Below are 18,558 nucleotides of genomic sequence, written 5' to 3' on the forward strand. Positions count from 1 at the left end.
CAATCCCCCTCCCATAGAAAAAAGCCACAGCGGATCACTTTCCATGTGGCTCAATTCATTTATGATTGCTTTCCGTATGGAGTTTTTTCTTCTGCTACCATCGACAGCGTTTCCTGACCATTCAAATCATATACCACTGTTTTATGCTCCGGCTCTGTAAAGGCAGACGAACCTCCGATGCCAAAATACTTTTCAAAGAAGGCTTTCAGTTTTTCAATAACTCCCTGTTTTTTTCTGGTTCTTCCACCACCACCAAAGCGGGATATCGGCGGCATAAGTTTATCTATGTCAGTTCCGACTGTTCTAATTTCGCCGTCCCGAAACGCATTTTCTATGAACTTTCGGGTATCCTCTGGCTTTAACTTTTCTTCCTTAATGATAACATCAAGGTCATGATCACGCTGTGCCACCACAAATTCGTGCCACTCATTCATGACATCATCCACTTCATTGATTCCTGCAATAAAAGTTTCAATGAGCTGTTTCTTACTGCGTAACTCTGGACTCGCATCAATCGCCTTATTGATGGTTATCAGCACTTCCTTGTCTTCGCAGTGTGTATCATGATACTTCTTTACAAGCATGAGAATATAATCAATGTTAATTTCTATCTGCCGGATCAGTTCAATTTCAAATACCACATCATCTGTAATATCCGTACTTTCCTGTCGCTTGCGTTTCCACTCATCACGCAAGTCCTGATAACGCCCAAGATAATCCTGTAAATCACGCTCAGAAATCAGCTCATTGCCCTTGAACTCATCAAAAGAAAGCAAAAGATTTCTCATACGGAGAATTGCGCCAAACAAAGCAATAAAGTCCTTTTGATTCTGTTCTCCGATAATCTGCGGTTCTGATAACGGAAATTTATGATTCAAGTCCTCCATCATATCCACATAACCCGGCATCGGTTTACCATCTATAGACTCATATCCATAATAATAATCTTTAAAACTCTGTAGCAGTACAATACCTCCGGCATTCTTATCCCCAAACAGTGAAATCGCGCTATCTACACGCTTTTGCAGATTTCGGAAACACACAATATTTCCAAAGGTCTTAATAGAATTCAGAATACGGTTGGTACGAGAAAATGCCTGTATCAGTCCGTGCATTTTCAGATTTTTATCTACCCATAGCGTATTCATGGTTGTGGCATCAAAACCTGTAAGGAACATATTTACTACGATCAAGATATCCAGTTCCTTATTTTTCATGCGAAGCGACACATCTTTATAATAATTCTGGAATTTATCACTTGAGGTATCGTAATTGGTATGGAACATTTCATTATAATCCTTAATGGCTTCTTCCAGAAATTCTCTAGACAGCTGATCAAGTGCGGAGGTATCTTCAGAATTTTCTTCATCCAGAATACCATCCGATTCTTCTTCGTTTGCACCATAACTGAAAATGGTTGCGACACGCAATTTCTTGGTCGGGTCTACTGCCATCTGCTTTTTGAATTCCTGATAATATAATTTTGCCATCGGAACACTCGATACCGCAAAAATAGAATTAAAACCACTGATACGCTGTTTCTGCTTGATTTCCTCTACCTCATCCCGCTTGGCAGAAGCTACCTCTGCAATATTAGTAAGCGCATTATATATGTATGTTTTATCCCCACGATACGTCTTCTGATCAAAATGTTCCAGTATGTACTGCGTTACAATACGAATGCGCTCAGGAGCCATCATAACCTTTTCCCGATTGATGTCCCAGACCATCTCGTCTGTAATTTCTTCTTCCACATCCATCGTTTTAATATAATCAACCCGGAATGGAAGAACATTTTTATCGTTAATGGCATCCACAATCGTATAACTGTGGAGCTGATCTCCAAAGGTCTGACCTGTAGTAAAGAATTCTGGATTCTTGGCTCTGCCAGAATTAACAGAGAAGATTGGTGTTCCTGTAAATCCAAACAGATGATATTTCTTAAAATTTTTTACAATAGCAGTGTGCATATCCCCAAACTGGCTGCGATGGCATTCGTCAAAAATAATAACGATATGTTTCAGATAAACTTCATGTCCCGGATTCTTTTTTATAAAGGTAGCCAGTTTCTGAATTGTGGTAATGATTATATGCGCATCTGGGTCTTCCAACTGCCGTTTTAATATGGTAGTCGATGTATTGCTGTTGGCTGCACCCTTTTCAAAACGGTCATATTCTTTCATAGTCTGGTAATCCAGATCTTTACGGTCAACCACAAACAGTACCTTATCAATATACGGCAGCTTCGATGCCAGTCTTGCCGTCTTAAATGAAGTCAGTGTCTTTCCAGAACCTGTGGTATGCCAGATGTAACCACCACCCTCGACACTTCCGTACTTCTTATAATTATTGGCAATTTCGATACGATTGAGAATTCGCTCCGTAGCTGTAATCTGATACGGGCGCATAACCATTAGCATATCTTCCGATGTAAAAATACAATATTTCGTAAGAATATTCAGAATTGTATGCTTTGCGAAGAAGGTCTTTGTAAAGTCAATCAAATCTGGAATCACACGGTTATTGGCATCTGCCCAGAAGCAGGTAAACTCAAAACTATTACTTGTCTTAGTCTTACTTGCTCCCCGCTTTTCATGTTCCTTTTCTGCATTCCGTCTAGTGCTGTTGGAATAATACTTTGTATTTGTTCCATTTGATATAACAAAAATCTGGATGTACTCATACAGTCCGCACCCTGCCCAAAAAGAATCCCTTCGGTAACGGTTAATCTGGTTGAATGCCTCACGGATGGCAACACCTCTACGCTTCAGCTCAATATGCACAAGCGGCAGACCATTGACTAATACTGTAACATCATAGCGGTTATCATGCTTTGCACCGTTCGCTGTACCAATCACATATTGATTGATGACCTGCAACCTGTTATTATGAATGTTCTTTTTATCTATAAACGTAATGTTCTTGGAAGAGCCATCATCACGAGTCAGAACTTGGACATTATCCTCCTGTATCTTACGAGTCTTTTCCACAATATGTTCATTGGGATTCGCAACAGCATTTTTGAAAAAAGCATCCCACTCTGTGTCTGAAAACTGATAATTATTCAGTTCCTCTAATTTTTTACGGAGATTGGAAATCAGATCTTTCTCCGTGTGAATAGGCAGATACTCATATCCCTGTTCGCAGAGCAGACGGATAAATTCCTGTTCCAGTTCTGCTTCGCTCTGGTAACTGTCAGAACGTTTTTTCACTGGCTCATATTCTGTGACAACGGTGTTCTCCGATGTCTCCGCTACAATATTAAAGTATGGCACATCCTCGCCTCCTTACTTTGGTAATTCTTTAAAAGATAACAGCTTATCCCTGTAATATTCATATTGCTTCTGACGTGCTTCGATTTCTGCCGGAAGTCCTGTGGATAGATCATTGCAAAGAATGTCAAAACGATCGAGAATTTCTGTGATTTTTTTCTGCTCCTTGACCGTTGGAATAGCAATTAAAATATTTAAAATATCTGCTTTCCGTAAATTTGTTTGATCTGCTCCGTTATCATATCTTAACAACTGTGGATTGCGGCTTAATATATAATACAAATATTTTGTAGTAACCAAATCTGGTCTGCTAACTGTAAATGCTCCAATTCTCTGATTAAGAGTATATTTATCGTCTTCATCAACTAAATAACATTTCGCCAACGCACGACCATTTGGTAAATCACTCATAACCATCAGAATATCATTCACATATAATGGACAAATCTGTTCATCCGCATATTTTTTCACTTGTCCATCAGTAGAAATAAACTTAGAATTTACAACAATATATTTTCCATCAGATACAATATTTTTTTCATGTCCTTTCCCATTTCTGAAATCAACAATATAATCAAGACTAACGGTTGCATATCCAAACACATACTGAATAAGCTTAATTGCGCTCAGCTCTGTCTGTCTGTCTGTCTGTCTGTCTGTCTGTCTGTCTGTCTGTCTGTCTGTCATGAGCATGTTGCCTGTTTCAGCAAATGTCAAGAGCAAATCACGATAATATTCATATTGCTTCTGGCGTGTTTCAATTTCGGCTGGCAAACCAATATTCAGGTCAGTGCAGATGGATTCAAAATTATCAAGTACATTAACAATCCTTTTCTGCACATCCAATGCTGGAATAGGAACGGGAAATTGATTTAGCATCGGTCTCCGAATAGATGCTACCGACCCCTGAAACATAGTTTTCTGTATATATGGTAAAAATGCTGATCTCATATAATGAAAATAATACCTCGGTAATACATCTGGAGTATTTATATGAATTCGGTATGCTCTTTGATGCAAAGCATATTTTCCTTCAACATAATGAAATACCTTTCCTACACCGACCCCATCGCCAGCAGTAATAATCGCAGTTTCATCATATTCATATTCATTTTTTCGCAACGGTTCCTGTGAGCGGACATAAAAAGGATATTTACCTTCTTCAATTCCTTCATTAGTGTTACTACTACCAGTACCAATATCAGCAATATCAGCTAACGGAACAATTTTAACATTGTTGCAAAATGTCAACAGTTTATTACGATAAAATTCATACTGTTTCTTCCGAGCTGTAAGCTCGGCTGTAAGCTCGGCTGTAAGCTCGGCTGTAAGTAACGTGAAAGAGTCCAACACGCGGACTATTTCACGTTGTACCTCCAGAGGAGGTACAGGGAGTTTAACCTTATTAAGTACTCTTTGTGTTAGACTTGGTACACCACCAGCCGTATTATATTGTTCCAAATGTTCTTTCTGCAAGCAAAAATATACATATCTTGGGATCACCTGTTTTGTATCAATTTCTGTATAGAATATCGTATCTACATTCCAAAATGGTTCTTCTACGTAGTACAATTTATCAATAGAGCCCTTTCTCGGAATCAATACAGATGGTTTATTGTATAGATAGTCCGATACATACGTCATAATTCCACCAGAACCATACACTGGGTACTTACCTTCTGTAAGGCTCTTATAGTCTTTGCCATTTTTAATTGTCAATATATCTTTTAATTCTCTATATTCCACACCATTAGGGCAAAACTCAGTAATCAATTCATCTAATCTGCTCATCGCATCATCTCCGTTATTTGTTCATGTGAATAGTCCTCAACTTGCTTTCTTAGTATATATTCATCACTTGTTGTGTATTTATCATCATATTTCATCTTTGCAATTGGGGAAAAATAATAGCCATAGCCTTCCAATATCGGACTAAAATCACTTGTAACCGCACAAGTCACCCTTGCTGTGTTCTTTCCTTTATAATCGCCCAAACGTAATGCTACCTCACGAAGTGAAAGTTTTTTAAATCCTTGTTCAAAAAATAAAAAGCAAATGCCTCCCTCTTTGGCTTCTGAATAATATGCGAGACAATCTGGCTTTTCACGTCCTATTTTATCAATAAATTCTTTTTCGCTACGAGTCAATTCCTCATAGTTACCGACTTTTTTCAATATTTTATCAAAACCAAAATGAACTCCATCAATTATCCGAATATTTTCAGCCGGATAAATTGTAGGAATAAAACTGCTCCCATCATCATATGCCCAAAATGTCAAAATATTATTACTTGATCCCCACTTTTTTATTTCTGCCCTTGCCGTTTGTGGACTGTCTGCCCAATATGACAGTTTTTGTCCGGGAAAGAGATTTGAATACCTATTATCTTTTCTACTTAATCTAAGATTCCCACTATGAAGTTCACTTACTGTTTTTCCATAATAACTATCGTTAAATTCAAGACATCTAAAGAAATTAAAATCGTGTGATTCTATTATCGGCAATTCCCCATGTTTCCACATATCCATTCCCCAATATTGATTCGGAAAAAATTCTCCCATAAATTACACCTCAATTTCTGCGATAATTTTATCAATCTCATCACGAAGTACCTGCTCACGAGCAACAATTTCTTTGATTTCCGCATTCAACTTCACAATATCAATTTTCTCTCTGGTATCTTCGGCTTCAACATATGTAGACACAGACAAATTATAATCATTTCCGGATACTTCCTCATAACTAGCCAGATGTGCAAAATGCTCCACTTCTTCACGCTTTGCAAACACATCCACGATCCGGTCGATATTCTCTGGGGTCAGTTTATTATTGTTGGTAACCTTCACGCATTCGCTTGTAGCATCAATAAACAGAGTCTTATTATCTGTCTTGTTCTTTTTCATCACCACAATACAAGTTGCAATCGAAGTACCAAAGAACAGATTACTCGGCAACTGAATAATACAATCCACATAGTTATTGTCCACAAGATATTTACGGATTTTCTGCTCTGCACCACCACGATACATAATTCCCGGAAAGCATACAATGGCAGCAGTTCCATTAGACGCAAGCCACGATAAACTGTGCATAATAAATGCCATGTCAGCCTTACTTTTCGGTGCAAGCACTCCGGCAGGAGAAAATCTCGGATCATTAATCAACAATGGATTATCTGTTCCTGCCCATTTTATAGAATATGGTGGATTGGATACTATTAATTCAAACGGTTCATCGTCCCAGTGCTGTGGTGCAAGCAATGTATCTTCACAGGCAATATTGAATTTATCGAATCCAACATCATGCAAAAACATATTGATACGACACAAGTTGTAGGTTGTGATATTGATTTCCTGACCGTAAAATCCATTACGGATAGCATCCTTGCCAAGAATTTTCTCAGCCTTCAGAAGCAATGAACCAGAACCGCAAGCTGGATCATATACTTTATTGATTTCTGTTTTTCCTACAGTACCAAGTCGTGTGAGTAATTCAGACACATCTGCCGGAGTAAAGAATTCCCCACCAGATTTTCCAGCGTTCGATGCGTACATGGTCATAAGGTACTCATATGCATCACCAAAGGCATCAATGGAATGGTCTTTCACATCTCCCAGATTCATTTCACCCACGCCATTCAGAAGTTTTACGAGTTTTTCATTACGTTTTGCAACTGTAGCACCTAATTTATTACTGTTTACATCATAATCATCGAATAATCCGGCAAAATCGCTTTCCGACTCGCTTCCTTGTGCAGATTCCTCTATATGTCGGAACACACGCTCCAATGTTTCATTTAAATTTTCATCATTTGCAGCATCCGCACGTACATTGCAAAACAACTCACTCGGCAGAATGAAGAATCCTTTTTCTTCTACCAATCCTTCTCTTGCTTCTTCTGCATCCTCATCTGATATTTTTGCAAAATCAAATCTGATGTTACCTGCATCAGCCTCACCACTGTTTATATAATTACACAAGTTCTCGGAAATATAGCGATAGAACATTGTGCCAAGAACATAATTTTTAAAATCCCAACCATCGACTGCTCCACGCAGCTCATCTGCAATCGCCCATATTGCACGGTGCAATTCATCACGTTCCTGTTCCTTTTTGGTATCAACCATTCTCTTTTCCTCCGTTATCCTCTGGTATAAATTCCAGAATATCGTCAACGCCACAGTTTAAAACTCGACATATACTCTCCACGCTTTCGAGGGAAATATACCCATTACGTTTCAGCCGTGTGATGATATTTGCAGAGAAGCCAGCCTCCTGCTGCAACTGTGCATTTGTCATATCTTTTTCTATCAGTAAATGGAATAATTTTTTGTAACTGACTGCCATGTCATCCCTCCATTAATTCTTAACAGATGTAGGTAAAGTATATCACGAAAAAGTGAATTTTTCAATCTGTACAAAAAGAAATCACTCCGTCTCGAAACCCAGAAACGAAGTGATTACACACAATTTTCTATATTTTCGGCTCTAAAACTTCATTCGTAGCAATACCGTAGTATCGTGCCTTTTTATATGCCTTGATTTGCCCCAATACCGCCCAATGTTGCGGAAATATGCAACCTACACGTTTATCCTGCCGTGGCAAATAAATAATCCTCTAATCATCTATGTGTTTCTTCTTATTCGCGGCATATCATATGACCGTACGCTCTTTCTGGTAAATCCACTCTGCTCTTGAAGCCATAAGTATAAAATCCTCTCCAAACATTTGAATCAGTAAATATCTCAACCTCGCTTCTATGGTCAGTAAATTTCTTGCTATAACTCCATCCTTACACCTTCTCCGCCATCATGTACAGCATTTCTTCTGTCTCTTTCCATCCCAGGCAGGGATCAGTGATGGATTTTCCATAGATATGATCCTCGCCAATATCCTGTCTTCCTTCTACGAGATAACTCTCTACCATGACACCTTTCACTAATTTCTTCAGTTCAGGATTATAGCTGCGGCTATGAAGGACCTCGCTTATGATTCTTGGCTGCTCTTGGAACTGTTTGCCTGAATTAGAATGATTTGTATCGATGATAACAGCTGGATTTTTCAGTTCTTGCTTCAGATACATTTCTTTCAGCCGCACTAAATCTTCATAATGGTAGTTGGGAATATTTTTTCCATATTTATCTACGCCGCCTCTTAGGATCGTATGCGCCAAAGGATTCCCAGATGTATTTACATCACAGCCCCGGTAGATAAAGCGGTGCGGATGCTGAGCGGCGATTACAGAATTCAACATAACAGACAAATCTCCGCTGGTAGGATTTTTCATTCCTACGGGGATATCCATTCCGCTGGCAGTAAGCCGGTGCTGCTGATTTTCTACCGAGCGTGCTCCAATCGCTTCATACGACAGTACATCGTCTAAGTAGCTTCTGTTCTCCGGATACAGCATTTCATCCGCAGAAGAAAGTCCGGTTTCTCTAAGCACGCGGATATGCAGTTTTCGGATAGCTATGATGCCGGCAAGCAGATCCGGCGCCTTATCCGGATCAGGCTGATGCAGCATTCCCTTATATCCCTCCCCGGTAGTCCGTGGCTTGTTTGTATACACTCTCGGTATGATCAATAATTTGTCGGATACCTTATCCGATACGTTTTTCAAACGCTCTGTATATTCACACACAGAATCTTCATTATCTGCGGAACAAGGGCCGATGATCACAAGGAAACGATCTGACTCTCCTGTGAAGACCTTCTGTATCTCCTTGTCTCTTTCTTCCTTTCTTTTTCGCAGTTCTTCCGGCAGCGGATATTCTTTTTTTAATGTATCCGGCAGCGGCAGTTCATGGTTTAATTGTATAGACATTCTTCTTCCTCTCCTTTTCTGCGCAGTCTTAAATAATAAATCCTAAGTTTTTCTATCAATCTTGTCAAATAACGTAAAACCGGCTCCGTAGCAATTGCGAATACGACAAACAACATAACGCATTTTGTCGACATCCCCGTGATCGCAAATAAATCATTGAGATAAAAACTACAGAATAAAAGCCCTGCTATAGATCCTGCAAAAATAGCGACACGCAGTTTGTTCATCGGCGCACTGATCGTATACAGGATCATAAAACCGACAATTGCAAGAAGCATGGTCGCCGCGGTAGAAATATCGGTCGTATTCACGCCAAAGGTCTCACCAAAGATGACCAGCGCACCCACCGCAAGTGCATCTGTAAGCGCCGCCGGCAGTGCTTTCAAAAAGACATTCGTCAAAAATTTTCCTTTTATGATATTTTTGTTTGGTTCCAGCGCCAGGAAAAATGCTGGGATCCCAATCGTAAATGTACTGATCAAGGAAACCTGTGATGGTTCCAGTGGATAGGTAAACATAAATACAACCGATAAGAGGCTTAACAAAAAGGAAAAAATATTCTTTACCAGGAATAAACTAGCAGAGCGCTGGATATTATTTACCACTCTTCGCCCCTCTAAAACGACTTGCGGCATACAGGAAAAATCAGATTCCAGCAAAACTAACTGGGATGCCTGCGCTGCCGCCTCGCTTCCAGATGCCATTGCAATACTGCAGTCTGCATCTTTAAGCGCAAGGACATCATTTACTCCATCCCCTGTCATTGCAACAGTACGCCCCGCTTCTTTTAACACCTGTACAAACTGCCGCTTCTGGTTCGGTGTCACTCTTCCAAATACCGTATTATGCAGGACAGCCTCTTTCAGCTGTTCCGGCGTTTTCAGAGAAGAAGCGTCTATAAACTGTTCTGCCCCGACGATCCCTGCCTGTTTTGCGACTTCCGAAACGGTCACCGGATTGTCGCCGGAGATCACCTTGATCTCTACTCCCTGCTCCGCAAAATATCGGAAGGTCTCCTGTGCAGCTTCCCGGATCGGATTAGCGAGCAAAAGATATGCCAGCGGTACGATGCCGTGATGGAGCGCTTTCCCGTCTATCTCTTCATCATAACTTCCAAAGACAAGTACTCTGGCTCCTTTCGAAGCATAACTTAGTATCTTCTCTTCATATTCCGGATACTTTTCTCTTAACACAAATTCCGGAGCGCCAAGTACATAAGCGCCTTCCCGAAAAGTCACACTGCTATATTTTGTAGCAGAAGAAAAGCCCGTTTTCGATACAACTTCTCTGCCCGAAGCCGCCGGAAAATATGCCTTCACTGCTTCCATCGTGATATTATCGCTGCTCATCGCTGCCGCAAAATCTCCTATCAGCAATGAAAGTCCGCCGTCTTCTTTTTCTTCATATTCTTCAGCAGGTATCATTTCCTGTACCTTCATCGTATTTTCTGTGATAGTACCCGTCTTATCCACACAGAGGACATTGACTCTTGCAAGCGTTTCTATACATTTCATATCATGCAGGAGCACTTTTTTCTGTGCAAGACGGATAGAACTTACCGCAAGCGCCACGCTGGCGAGTAAGTATAATCCTTCCGGAATCATCCCAATGATCGCGGCGATCATAGAAGTCACACTGGAACGAAAACCTTCTCCCTGCAGAAAAAATGCCTGTCCAAACAATACCAGGCCAATTGGGATAATGGCGATTCCGACACATTTTACCAACTTATCAAGGGAACGGATCATCTCAGATTGTTCGCCTTCCTGCATCTCTTTTGCCTGTATCGTCAGCTTTGAAATATACGAATCTGCCCCTACTTTTTCCAAGCGGGCATGGCACTGTCCGGAAACGATAAAACTGCCGGACATTAATGTATCGCCTCTTCTTTTTGTAATCTCATCGGATTCCCCTGTCAGAAGCGACTCATTCACCTGCACCTCTCCGGCGCATACTTCTGCGTCCGCACACACCTGATTGCCGGCACGAAAAATAACAATATCGTCCAGTACCAATTCTTCAGCATCAATCGTCCATGTTTTCCCATCTCTGACCACAAGAGCATGAGGCGCATTTAACATTGTCATCTTATCCAGAACTTTCTTCGCCCGTATCTCCTGTATGATACCGATCAGTGTGTTGGAAATGATGACCGGCAAAAAGGTCAGATCCCTAAAAGACCCTACAATACATAAAAGCACTGCCAGAATCGTAAAAATCAAGTTAAAATAGGTAAATGTATTTTCATGAATGATTTCTTTTGTCGTTTTAGACGGCGGATCGACTGCTTTGTTTGTCCAGCCGTGCAGCCTGTGTTCCTGTACTTGCGCGCTTGTAAGTCCCACTCTATATTCTGGAGAGTAACGGGTTGTCGGGATCCTTCTGTCCTTTTTTTCTTCTTCCTTTATCTTCTGTTTTTTGCTCATGTATAATTTCCCTTCTTTCCGAAGTATTCTGCCGTTTTTATTTCTATTTCCTTGTTATTCTAACACAATAACTCCTTGTTTTCTATGGCCTTTTCCCTTATAATAATACAGGTATTTAATAAAATACAAGTATAGATAAAAAGTTGGGTTATAAGTATGAGATTAAGAAGTAAATTAGCTATCAAATGTGCAAAAGGGACGAGCACTCTGATCAAAAAATTAAATCGAGGAAGCGGCGTAACACTTCCCGGATACGTTGCCCGTCTTATCGACCCGGATATTTTAACCGAATTATCCGGTCAGATCCGTGAAAAAATCATTGTCACAATGGGAACAAACGGAAAAACTACCACCAATGCAATCCTTTATCAGGCATTAAAAGCAGAAGATAAAAAGGTCATCATCAATCGCACTGGAGCGAATATGCTAAATGGAATTATTTCTGCCTTTGTGCTCTCTACAGACCGCCACGGTCTGCTGGACGCAGACTATGCCTGTATCGAAGTAGATGAGATTGCCTCTGTGGGCGTTTTGCCAAAGCTCAAGCCAGACTGCGCCCTCCTGACAAATATCTCCAGAGACCAGCTGGATCGTTTCGGTGAAGTAGACATCACCTACAACAAATTGTTGACTGCCGTAACAAGTGTTCCAGACACCACGCTGATCATCAACTGTGACGATATCCTCTCCTATTCTCTTGCAGAAAAGAGTGGGAACCCCTTTGTCACATATGGCATCAATGAACAGATTTTTGACGATATTTCCCGTTCCGAAATACGAGAAAGTATTTTCTGCCGTAACTGTGGAAAGAAACTGCACTATGATTTTTTCCACTATGGACAGCTTGGCATCTATCATTGCGCAAACTGCGGATGGAAGCGTCCCGTACCAGATCACACTGCTGAAAATATTGTTTTCCATGATGAAATATATTCTTTTGATATGGATGGGCTCTCTATTCATTCCACTGTACGGACACCTTACAATATATATAATACCCTCTCTGCCTATACGGCATTGAAGACTCTAGGGGCAGGCTATCAAGATTTTAAATCTATGATCGAAGCGTTTGACTATGGTAATAACCGTGAGAGTATTTTTACCATCAAAGGAGCCCGGGTACAGCTTCATCTTGCCAAAAATCCAATCGGTTTCCAGCAGAAGGTATCTCTTGTATTAAAAGATGATAAGCCAAAAGACATCATCATACAGATAAACGATACTTACCAAGATGGAGAGGATATTTCTTGGTTGTGGGACGTAGACTTTCAATATCTTTGTAACAGCCATGCGCAGTCTATTACGACTGCAGGTACCCGCAGGCACGATATGGGACTTCGTTTGAAGTATGAAGGCATTCCCTGTGACTCTACTACGGATCTGCGTACCGCTATTTTAGACCGTGCAGAAAACGGTACAAAAAATCTCTATGTGATCGTAAATTATTCCGGTCTCTACCGGACGAACCATTTGCTCACTGCTCTGGAAAAAGAAACGGAAGGAGGCGCACTTTCATGAAACTGACAATTGGACACTTATATCCTGATCTGTTGAATCTATACGGTGATCGGGGAAATATCCAATGTTTCCGCAAACGCCTTGAATGGCGCGGCATAGAAGCAGAAGTCATCCCTTTTCTGTCCGGAGATCCGATCGACTTTCAAAATCTTGACATCGTCCTCTTAGGCGGAGGTTCTGATCGGGAACAAGAAATCGTCTGCAATTATTTACTAGATATCCGGGATGACTTCCAGAAATTCGTAGAAGATAACGGCGTTGTTCTGGCTGTCTGCGGCGGCTATCAGCTTCTTGGAAAATATTACAAAACAGATAAAAAGACGATCCAGGGACTTTCTATTCTGGATATTACCACAGAATGGCAGCCTGAACGTCTGATACGAAATATCGTTCTTAACAGTCCTCTGTTTGATACGCCTGTAGTAGGTTTTGAAAATCACGGAGGCCGCACATATATCAAAGATCATACACCTTTCGGAAAAGTCTTCTATGGCCTGGGGAATACCGGAAAATCCGGTTATGAGGGAGTTGTCTATAAAAATGTGATCGCCACTTACCTGCACGGTCCTCTACTCCCTAAAAACCCGCATGTATGCGATTATCTGCTGGAACGAGCGCTAAAACGCAAATACGGTCCCGATGTAACACTTTCTCCTCTGCCGGATGAACTCGAACATGCTGCCAATCAATATATCGTAGACAGATACAGTGATAAAAAGTATGTCTTAAAAGAAACCATTAAACGGCATACGTAAAAAGCAACCGCCGTCACTTCTTCGTGACGGCGGTCTATTTCTTATATTTGTTCTTTCTTCTCCAATATTTCCATGAATTCCTCTCCTGTTATCGTTTCTTTCTCATACAGGTATTTCGCAAGTTCATGGAGTTTTCCTTCATTTTCTTTCAGCAGATGCATTGCCTTGTCGTAAGCATCTTTGACCGTCTGTATCACCATCTCATCAATCGTCTTCGCTGTTTCCGGCGCACAACTTAAACTGCTGTCCCCGCCCAGATATGGATTGACATCTGTTTCCAGTGCCACCATGCCAAAATATTCCGACATTCCATATTTTGTGACCATTGCTCTGGCCAGCTTTGTTGCCTGCTCAATGTCATTTGATGCACCCGTAGTGATAGAGTGAAAGATCAAATCTTCTGCGCATCTTCCTCCTGTCAGCGTAGCAATACGGTTTTGTATTTCTTCCTTTGACATCAGATTGCGCTCTCCTTCTTCTACCTGCATTGTATATCCTAAAGCACCGGAAGTACGGGGAATGATCGTAATCTTTGTTACCGGCGCGGAATGAGACTGCAGGGCAGCCACAAGAGCATGGCCGATCTCATGATAGGAGACAATCAGCTTTTCTTTCGTAGAAAGCACTTTATTCTTCTTTTGGTATCCTGCAATGACTACTTCTATACTCTCCTCCAGGTCTGCCTGGGTCACATATTTTCTATTTTCCCTGACAGCCCGCAGCGCAGCTTCATTGATCATATTAGCAAGTTCTGCGCCGGAAGCACCGGAAGCGGCACGCGCAATAGCATTAAAGTCTACATTATCGCCAATCTTGATCTTCTTTGCATGCACTTTCAGTATTTCTTCCCGGCCTTTTAGATCCGGAAGTTCTACAGGTATCCGGCGGTCAAATCTCCCCGGTCGCAACAATGCCGGATCTAATGTATCCGGACGGTTTGTAGCCGCAAGGATAACCACCCCTTTTGAAGCATCAAAACCATCCATCTCTGTCAGCAGTTGATTCAAAGTCTGTTCTCGTTCATCATTTCCGCCAAATCCCTGGTTATCGCGTTTCTTCCCAATTGTATCGATCTCATCAATAAAGACAATACAGGGAGCCTTTTCATTCGCCTGTTTGAACAGATCCCGCACCTTGGAAGCACCCATTCCTACAAACATCTCTACAAATTCAGAACCGGATATGGAGAAAAACGGAACGTTTGCTTCTCCGGCCACCGCTTTTGCCAGAAGTGTTTTTCCTGTTCCCGGAGGTCCTACGAGAAGGGCTCCTTTGGGACAGGTTGCCCCAATTTCCTGATATTTCTGCGGATTATGCAGGAAATCCACAATCTCCGTCAGCAACTCCTTAGCCTCATCCTCTCCCGCCACATCATCAAATTTTATGCCAGTTGTAGATGCCACATATACCTTTGCGTTACTCTTTCCAAACTGCATGAACGGATTGCCTGCACCGCCTCCGCCCATTTTTTTCATCATCTGGCGTGCAAGCAGCTGCCCTAATCCCCAGAATATCAGAAGTGGAACGATCCAGGTAAGGATAAAACTCAAAATCGGATTCATCTCTTCCTTCACAACTCTGCCAAAAGAACAGCCTGAATCATACAGGCGGTCCACTAATTCAGGATCGTCAAATGTCGTTGTTTCATAGTATTTTGGCTCTTTACTTTTATCTGTAAAATAAATGTTTTCATTTTCAATCTGTACTTTGGATACTTTTTGATTTTCCACCATCTTTAAAAAAGTACCATAATCTACCGTCTCCACTGACTGTCCCATAAATTTAGGAAAAATAAGGGCGTTTAAAAGGATCAGGACAGCCAGAGCGATCAAATAATATATATATAAGGGCCTCTTTGGCTTCTTTACTTGCTGCATTTTATTTCCTCCTTTTTCTCTTATCTGCAATTTACTTGAAAAGCGCTGCCCTCACTGCTTTCAAAATTTGAACGATCGGAATGTTCAAAGCTGCAAGTCCATATACTGTGAACAGCTGGGTCATAGTCAATGTCTGCACCTTAAAGATACTGTGCAGTCCCGGGATCATGACAACACTGGTAATCAGCGCAATACCAAGGACAAATGCACCGATCAAATAAATATTGTTTCCTACCGCTTTTGTAAAGACAACCGGTTTATCTGATTTACAGTTAAATCCGTGGAACAGTCTTGCGCAGCATAATGTTGCAAATGCCATCGTACTTGCAAGTAATGCGTTTCCGCCCTGATTATAACCGATCATAAAGGCAATCATTGTAGTTACACCGATCGATAACCCTTCGATTCCTACTTTTAACAGAAATTCTTTTGTCAAAATAGATTCATTCAGCGGTCTTGGTTTTTCTTTCATCACATCTTTTGTATGAGGCTCCAGTCCCAATGCGATCGCCGGAAGACTGTCTGTCAGGAGATTGATGAACAATAAATGTACAGGCGCGAACGGTACCGGCAGCGCCGCAATAGAGGCATACAGTACGGCCAGAATAGCGCCAAAATTCCCTGACAGCAAAAACTGGATAGCGCTTTTGATATTACGGTAAAGATTTCTTCCATTTTCCACTGCTTTTACGATCGTAGCAAAATTGTCATCTGTCAGCACCATTGCCGCAGCGTCCTTGGAAACTTCACTTCCTGTGATACCCATCGCTACACCTATGTCTGCCTGCTTAAGCGCCGGGGCGTCATTGACACCGTCGCCTGTCATAGAGACGATATTCCCTTTATCCTGCCATGCTCTGACGATTCGTATTTTATGTTCCGGTGATACACGTGCATATACAGAGATACCTTCCACAAAATCTTTCAGTTCTTCATCTGAAAGAGAATCAATCTCTGCGCCTTCACAGGCTTCCGATTCCTGTTCCAGGATCCCGATTCTCTTCGCGATTGCCGCAGCCGTTACTTTATGATCGCCTGTTATCATAATAGGACGGATACCTGCGCTCTTACATTCAGCTACCGCAGCCTTTGACTCCTCTCTCGGCGGATCCATCATAGCGACAAGGCCTAAAAATGTCAATCCATATTCATCTTCCAGTGATAATTCCAATTCATCTGAAACTATTTTATAGGCAAATCCCAATACTCTTAATCCGGATCTGGAAAAAGCCTGGTTCTGCTCCTCGATCTTTTTTTTGTCCTCTTCGGTGATAGGACGTATTTCAGCGCCGATCTGGATCTGCTCCATGCGTCCCATCAATACATCTACGGCCCCTTTCACAAGCATCGTCGGTTTTCCTTCCATCGTATGCTTGGTGGACATCAGTTTTCTGTCACTGTCAAATGGGTTCTCACTTTCACGAGGATATTTTTCTCTTACATCTTCCGGACAGACTCCCAGACGAGTGCCAAGATTGATCAGCGCAGTCTCCGTTGGATCACCGATTTCCACGCCATCTATATTAGTAGAATCATTACAGAGGATACTAGCCAGAAGCAGCCTGCTATGTGAAAGATTCTGTGTATTGATCTCATCCGCCGCCACACAAGTCTCATCTACATAATAATCCTCCACTGTCATTTTATTCTGTGTCAAAGTTCCAGTCTTGTCAGAACAGATGATAGACACACTGCCCAGACCTTCCACTGCCTGCAGTTTTCGTATGATCGCATGTTCCTTTGCCATTTTCTGTGTGCCAAAAGAAAGGACGATCGTGACGATTGAGCTTAATGCCTCTGGAATCGCCGCTACTGCGAGAGCTACCGCGAATAAGAAAGCATCCCCGATATTGTCTCCTCTAAATACACTGATGCCAAACAAGATTCCACAGAAGACTAATATCAATATAGAAAGTTTCTGCCCGAATTGATCCAGATTGATCTGTAACGGCGTTCTCTTCTCTGATGTCGTCTTTAATAGGCTTGCAATCTTTCCTACCTCTGTCTGCATGCCTATATCTGTTACTACAAAGGAGGCTCTTCCATATGTGACAAAACTTCCAGAATATACCATGTTTGTTCTGTCTCCAAGCGGCACTTCTCCTTGTATAGGTTCGATCGTTTTGTCAACGCCAAGGCTTTCTCCTGTCAGTGCACTTTCATCCACCTTCAGACTGGCTGATTCTAACAGACGTCCATCAGCCGGAATATAGTCTCCTGCGTCGAGCATGACTCTATCTCCTACCGTCACCTCCGCAGACGGGATCTGAATGACATTCCCATCTCTTAATACTTTTGCTTCTGGTCCGGAAAGCTTTTTCAAACTCGCAAGAGACTGCTCTGCCTTTACAGTCTGTACCGTTCCCAAAACAGCATTCATTGTGATAACGATCAAAATAACCGCTGTACTCTCTATATCTCCCAGAAATCCGGATACGATCGCAGCTATGATCAATATGATGACAAGAAAATCTTTATACTGCTCTAAAAAAATCTGAAGCGTCGTCTTCTTTTTCCCCTCTACCAATTCATTTGGTCCGTATTTTTCCTGATGTTCTTTTACCTGACTGTCGCTAAGCGGCTCTGTCTGCCCGTTTATGTCTTGTAGAGTTTCCTCTCCCGACAACTGATAATATTTTTTCATCATGAAACCTCCTTTTCTTCTGAAAAAAGTATGGGAAGCAATACTTTTATGACTCAACACAGCGTGTTATTTGCTATGGCATATAAAAAATGAGACTTTCATTGCATACTTAAACGCAATAAAAGTCTCACTGTTTAATCACGATACGGATGAATACTCATCGTATTGACGACATCGCAAACGTTTTTATAAACGCCAGTTACTCCCTTTTACAAAAGATACTATAATGCATTTTTTATCT

The 18,558-nt window shown here is 41.4% G+C and carries 11 protein-coding genes; 2 read left to right on the forward strand and 9 right to left on the reverse strand.

Annotated features, from left to right (window positions below; genetic code table 11):
• Positions 1–59: 59 nt before the first annotated feature.
• The 7 genes from WKT01_RS01095 to WKT01_RS01125 form a co-directional block, all read right to left on the reverse strand.
• The gene (locus tag WKT01_RS01095; RefSeq protein WP_270394727.1) at positions 60–3,275 is read right to left on the reverse strand and encodes a type I restriction endonuclease subunit R; all 3,216 of its coding nucleotides are present in this window, start codon (positions 3,273–3,275) and stop codon (positions 60–62) included.
• A 12-nt stretch (positions 3,276–3,287) separates the two neighbouring features.
• Complete coding sequence (locus tag WKT01_RS01100) at positions 3,288–5,063, reverse strand: restriction endonuclease subunit S (protein WP_340311318.1); 1,776 nt, start codon at positions 5,061–5,063, stop codon at positions 3,288–3,290.
• Positions 5,060–5,833, reverse strand: a complete 774-nt coding sequence (locus WKT01_RS01105; RefSeq protein ID WP_270394730.1) for a hypothetical protein — start codon at positions 5,831–5,833, stop codon at positions 5,060–5,062. Before WKT01_RS01105 ends, WKT01_RS01100 begins: the two co-directional genes overlap by 4 nt.
• 3 nt (positions 5,834–5,836) lie before the next feature.
• Positions 5,837–7,399, reverse strand: coding sequence for a type I restriction-modification system subunit M (locus WKT01_RS01110; protein WP_340311319.1), 1,563 nt, complete (start codon positions 7,397–7,399; stop codon positions 5,837–5,839).
• Positions 7,392–7,619 (reverse strand): helix-turn-helix domain-containing protein, encoded by a 228-nt coding sequence (locus WKT01_RS01115; protein ID WP_270394733.1) that lies wholly within the window; start codon positions 7,617–7,619, stop codon positions 7,392–7,394. The genes WKT01_RS01110 and WKT01_RS01115 overlap by 8 nt, the downstream gene beginning before the upstream one ends.
• Before the next feature lie 446 nt (positions 7,620–8,065).
• Positions 8,066–9,097 (reverse strand): 3-deoxy-7-phosphoheptulonate synthase, encoded by a 1,032-nt coding sequence (locus WKT01_RS01120; protein WP_059069694.1) that lies wholly within the window; start codon positions 9,095–9,097, stop codon positions 8,066–8,068.
• The gene (locus WKT01_RS01125) at positions 9,082–11,523 is read right to left on the reverse strand and encodes a cation-translocating P-type ATPase (protein ID WP_059069695.1); all 2,442 of its coding nucleotides are present in this window, start codon (positions 11,521–11,523) and stop codon (positions 9,082–9,084) included. Before WKT01_RS01125 ends, WKT01_RS01120 begins: the two co-directional genes overlap by 16 nt.
• 156 nt (positions 11,524–11,679) lie before the next feature.
• Here WKT01_RS01125 and WKT01_RS01130 point away from each other — a divergent pair, with 156 nt between their 5' ends.
• Together WKT01_RS01130 and WKT01_RS01135 are read left to right on the forward strand one after the other, a co-directional pair.
• Positions 11,680–13,041: a Mur ligase family protein gene (locus WKT01_RS01130; RefSeq protein ID WP_059069697.1), complete on the forward strand. Its 1,362-nt coding sequence runs from the start codon at positions 11,680–11,682 to the stop codon at positions 13,039–13,041.
• Positions 13,038–13,796 carry a type 1 glutamine amidotransferase gene (locus tag WKT01_RS01135; protein ID WP_117974169.1) on the forward strand — a complete coding sequence of 253 codons (759 nt, stop codon included), beginning with the start codon at positions 13,038–13,040 and terminating at the stop codon, positions 13,794–13,796. The genes WKT01_RS01130 and WKT01_RS01135 overlap by 4 nt, the downstream gene beginning before the upstream one ends.
• A gap of 41 nt (positions 13,797–13,837) precedes the next feature.
• Here the strand turns inward: WKT01_RS01135 and ftsH are convergent, their stop codons facing one another.
• Together ftsH and WKT01_RS01145 are read right to left on the reverse strand one after the other, a co-directional pair.
• Entirely contained in the window at positions 13,838–15,673 is a 1,836-nt protein-coding gene (gene ftsH, locus WKT01_RS01140) for an ATP-dependent zinc metalloprotease FtsH (protein WP_059069701.1), read from the reverse strand.
• A 31-nt stretch (positions 15,674–15,704) separates the two neighbouring features.
• Complete coding sequence (locus tag WKT01_RS01145) at positions 15,705–18,317, reverse strand: cation-translocating P-type ATPase (RefSeq protein ID WP_059069702.1); 2,613 nt, start codon at positions 18,315–18,317, stop codon at positions 15,705–15,707.
• Positions 18,318–18,558 lie beyond the last annotated feature (241 nt).

The sequence above is a fragment of the Mediterraneibacter sp. ICN-202921 genome (genome assembly GCF_037890075.1).
Classification (GTDB): Bacteria; Bacillota; Clostridia; order Lachnospirales; family Lachnospiraceae; genus Mediterraneibacter; species Mediterraneibacter massiliensis.

Excerpts from the sequence above, each read along its gene's own strand:
- ftsH (WP_059069701.1), bottom strand. The coding sequence starts at position 15,673 with ATGCAGCAAGTAAAGAAGCCAAAGAGGCCCTTATATATATATTATTTG.
- WKT01_RS01110 (WP_340311319.1), bottom strand. The coding sequence starts at position 7,399 with ATGGTTGATACCAAAAAGGAACAGGAACGTGATGAATTGCACCGTGCA.
- WKT01_RS01100 (WP_340311318.1), bottom strand. The coding sequence starts at position 5,063 with ATGAGCAGATTAGATGAATTGATTACTGAGTTTTGCCCTAATGGTGTG.
- WKT01_RS01145 (WP_059069702.1), bottom strand. The coding sequence starts at position 18,317 with ATGAAAAAATATTATCAGTTGTCGGGAGAGGAAACTCTACAAGACATA.
- WKT01_RS01120 (WP_059069694.1), bottom strand. The coding sequence starts at position 9,097 with ATGTCTATACAATTAAACCATGAACTGCCGCTGCCGGATACATTAAAA.
- WKT01_RS01105 (WP_270394730.1), bottom strand. The coding sequence starts at position 5,833 with ATGGGAGAATTTTTTCCGAATCAATATTGGGGAATGGATATGTGGAAA.
- WKT01_RS01115 (WP_270394733.1), bottom strand. The coding sequence starts at position 7,619 with ATGGCAGTCAGTTACAAAAAATTATTCCATTTACTGATAGAAAAAGAT.
- WKT01_RS01125 (WP_059069695.1), bottom strand. The coding sequence starts at position 11,523 with ATGAGCAAAAAACAGAAGATAAAGGAAGAAGAAAAAAAGGACAGAAGG.
- WKT01_RS01135 (WP_117974169.1), top strand. The coding sequence starts at position 13,038 with ATGAAACTGACAATTGGACACTTATATCCTGATCTGTTGAATCTATAC.
- WKT01_RS01130 (WP_059069697.1), top strand. The coding sequence starts at position 11,680 with ATGAGATTAAGAAGTAAATTAGCTATCAAATGTGCAAAAGGGACGAGC.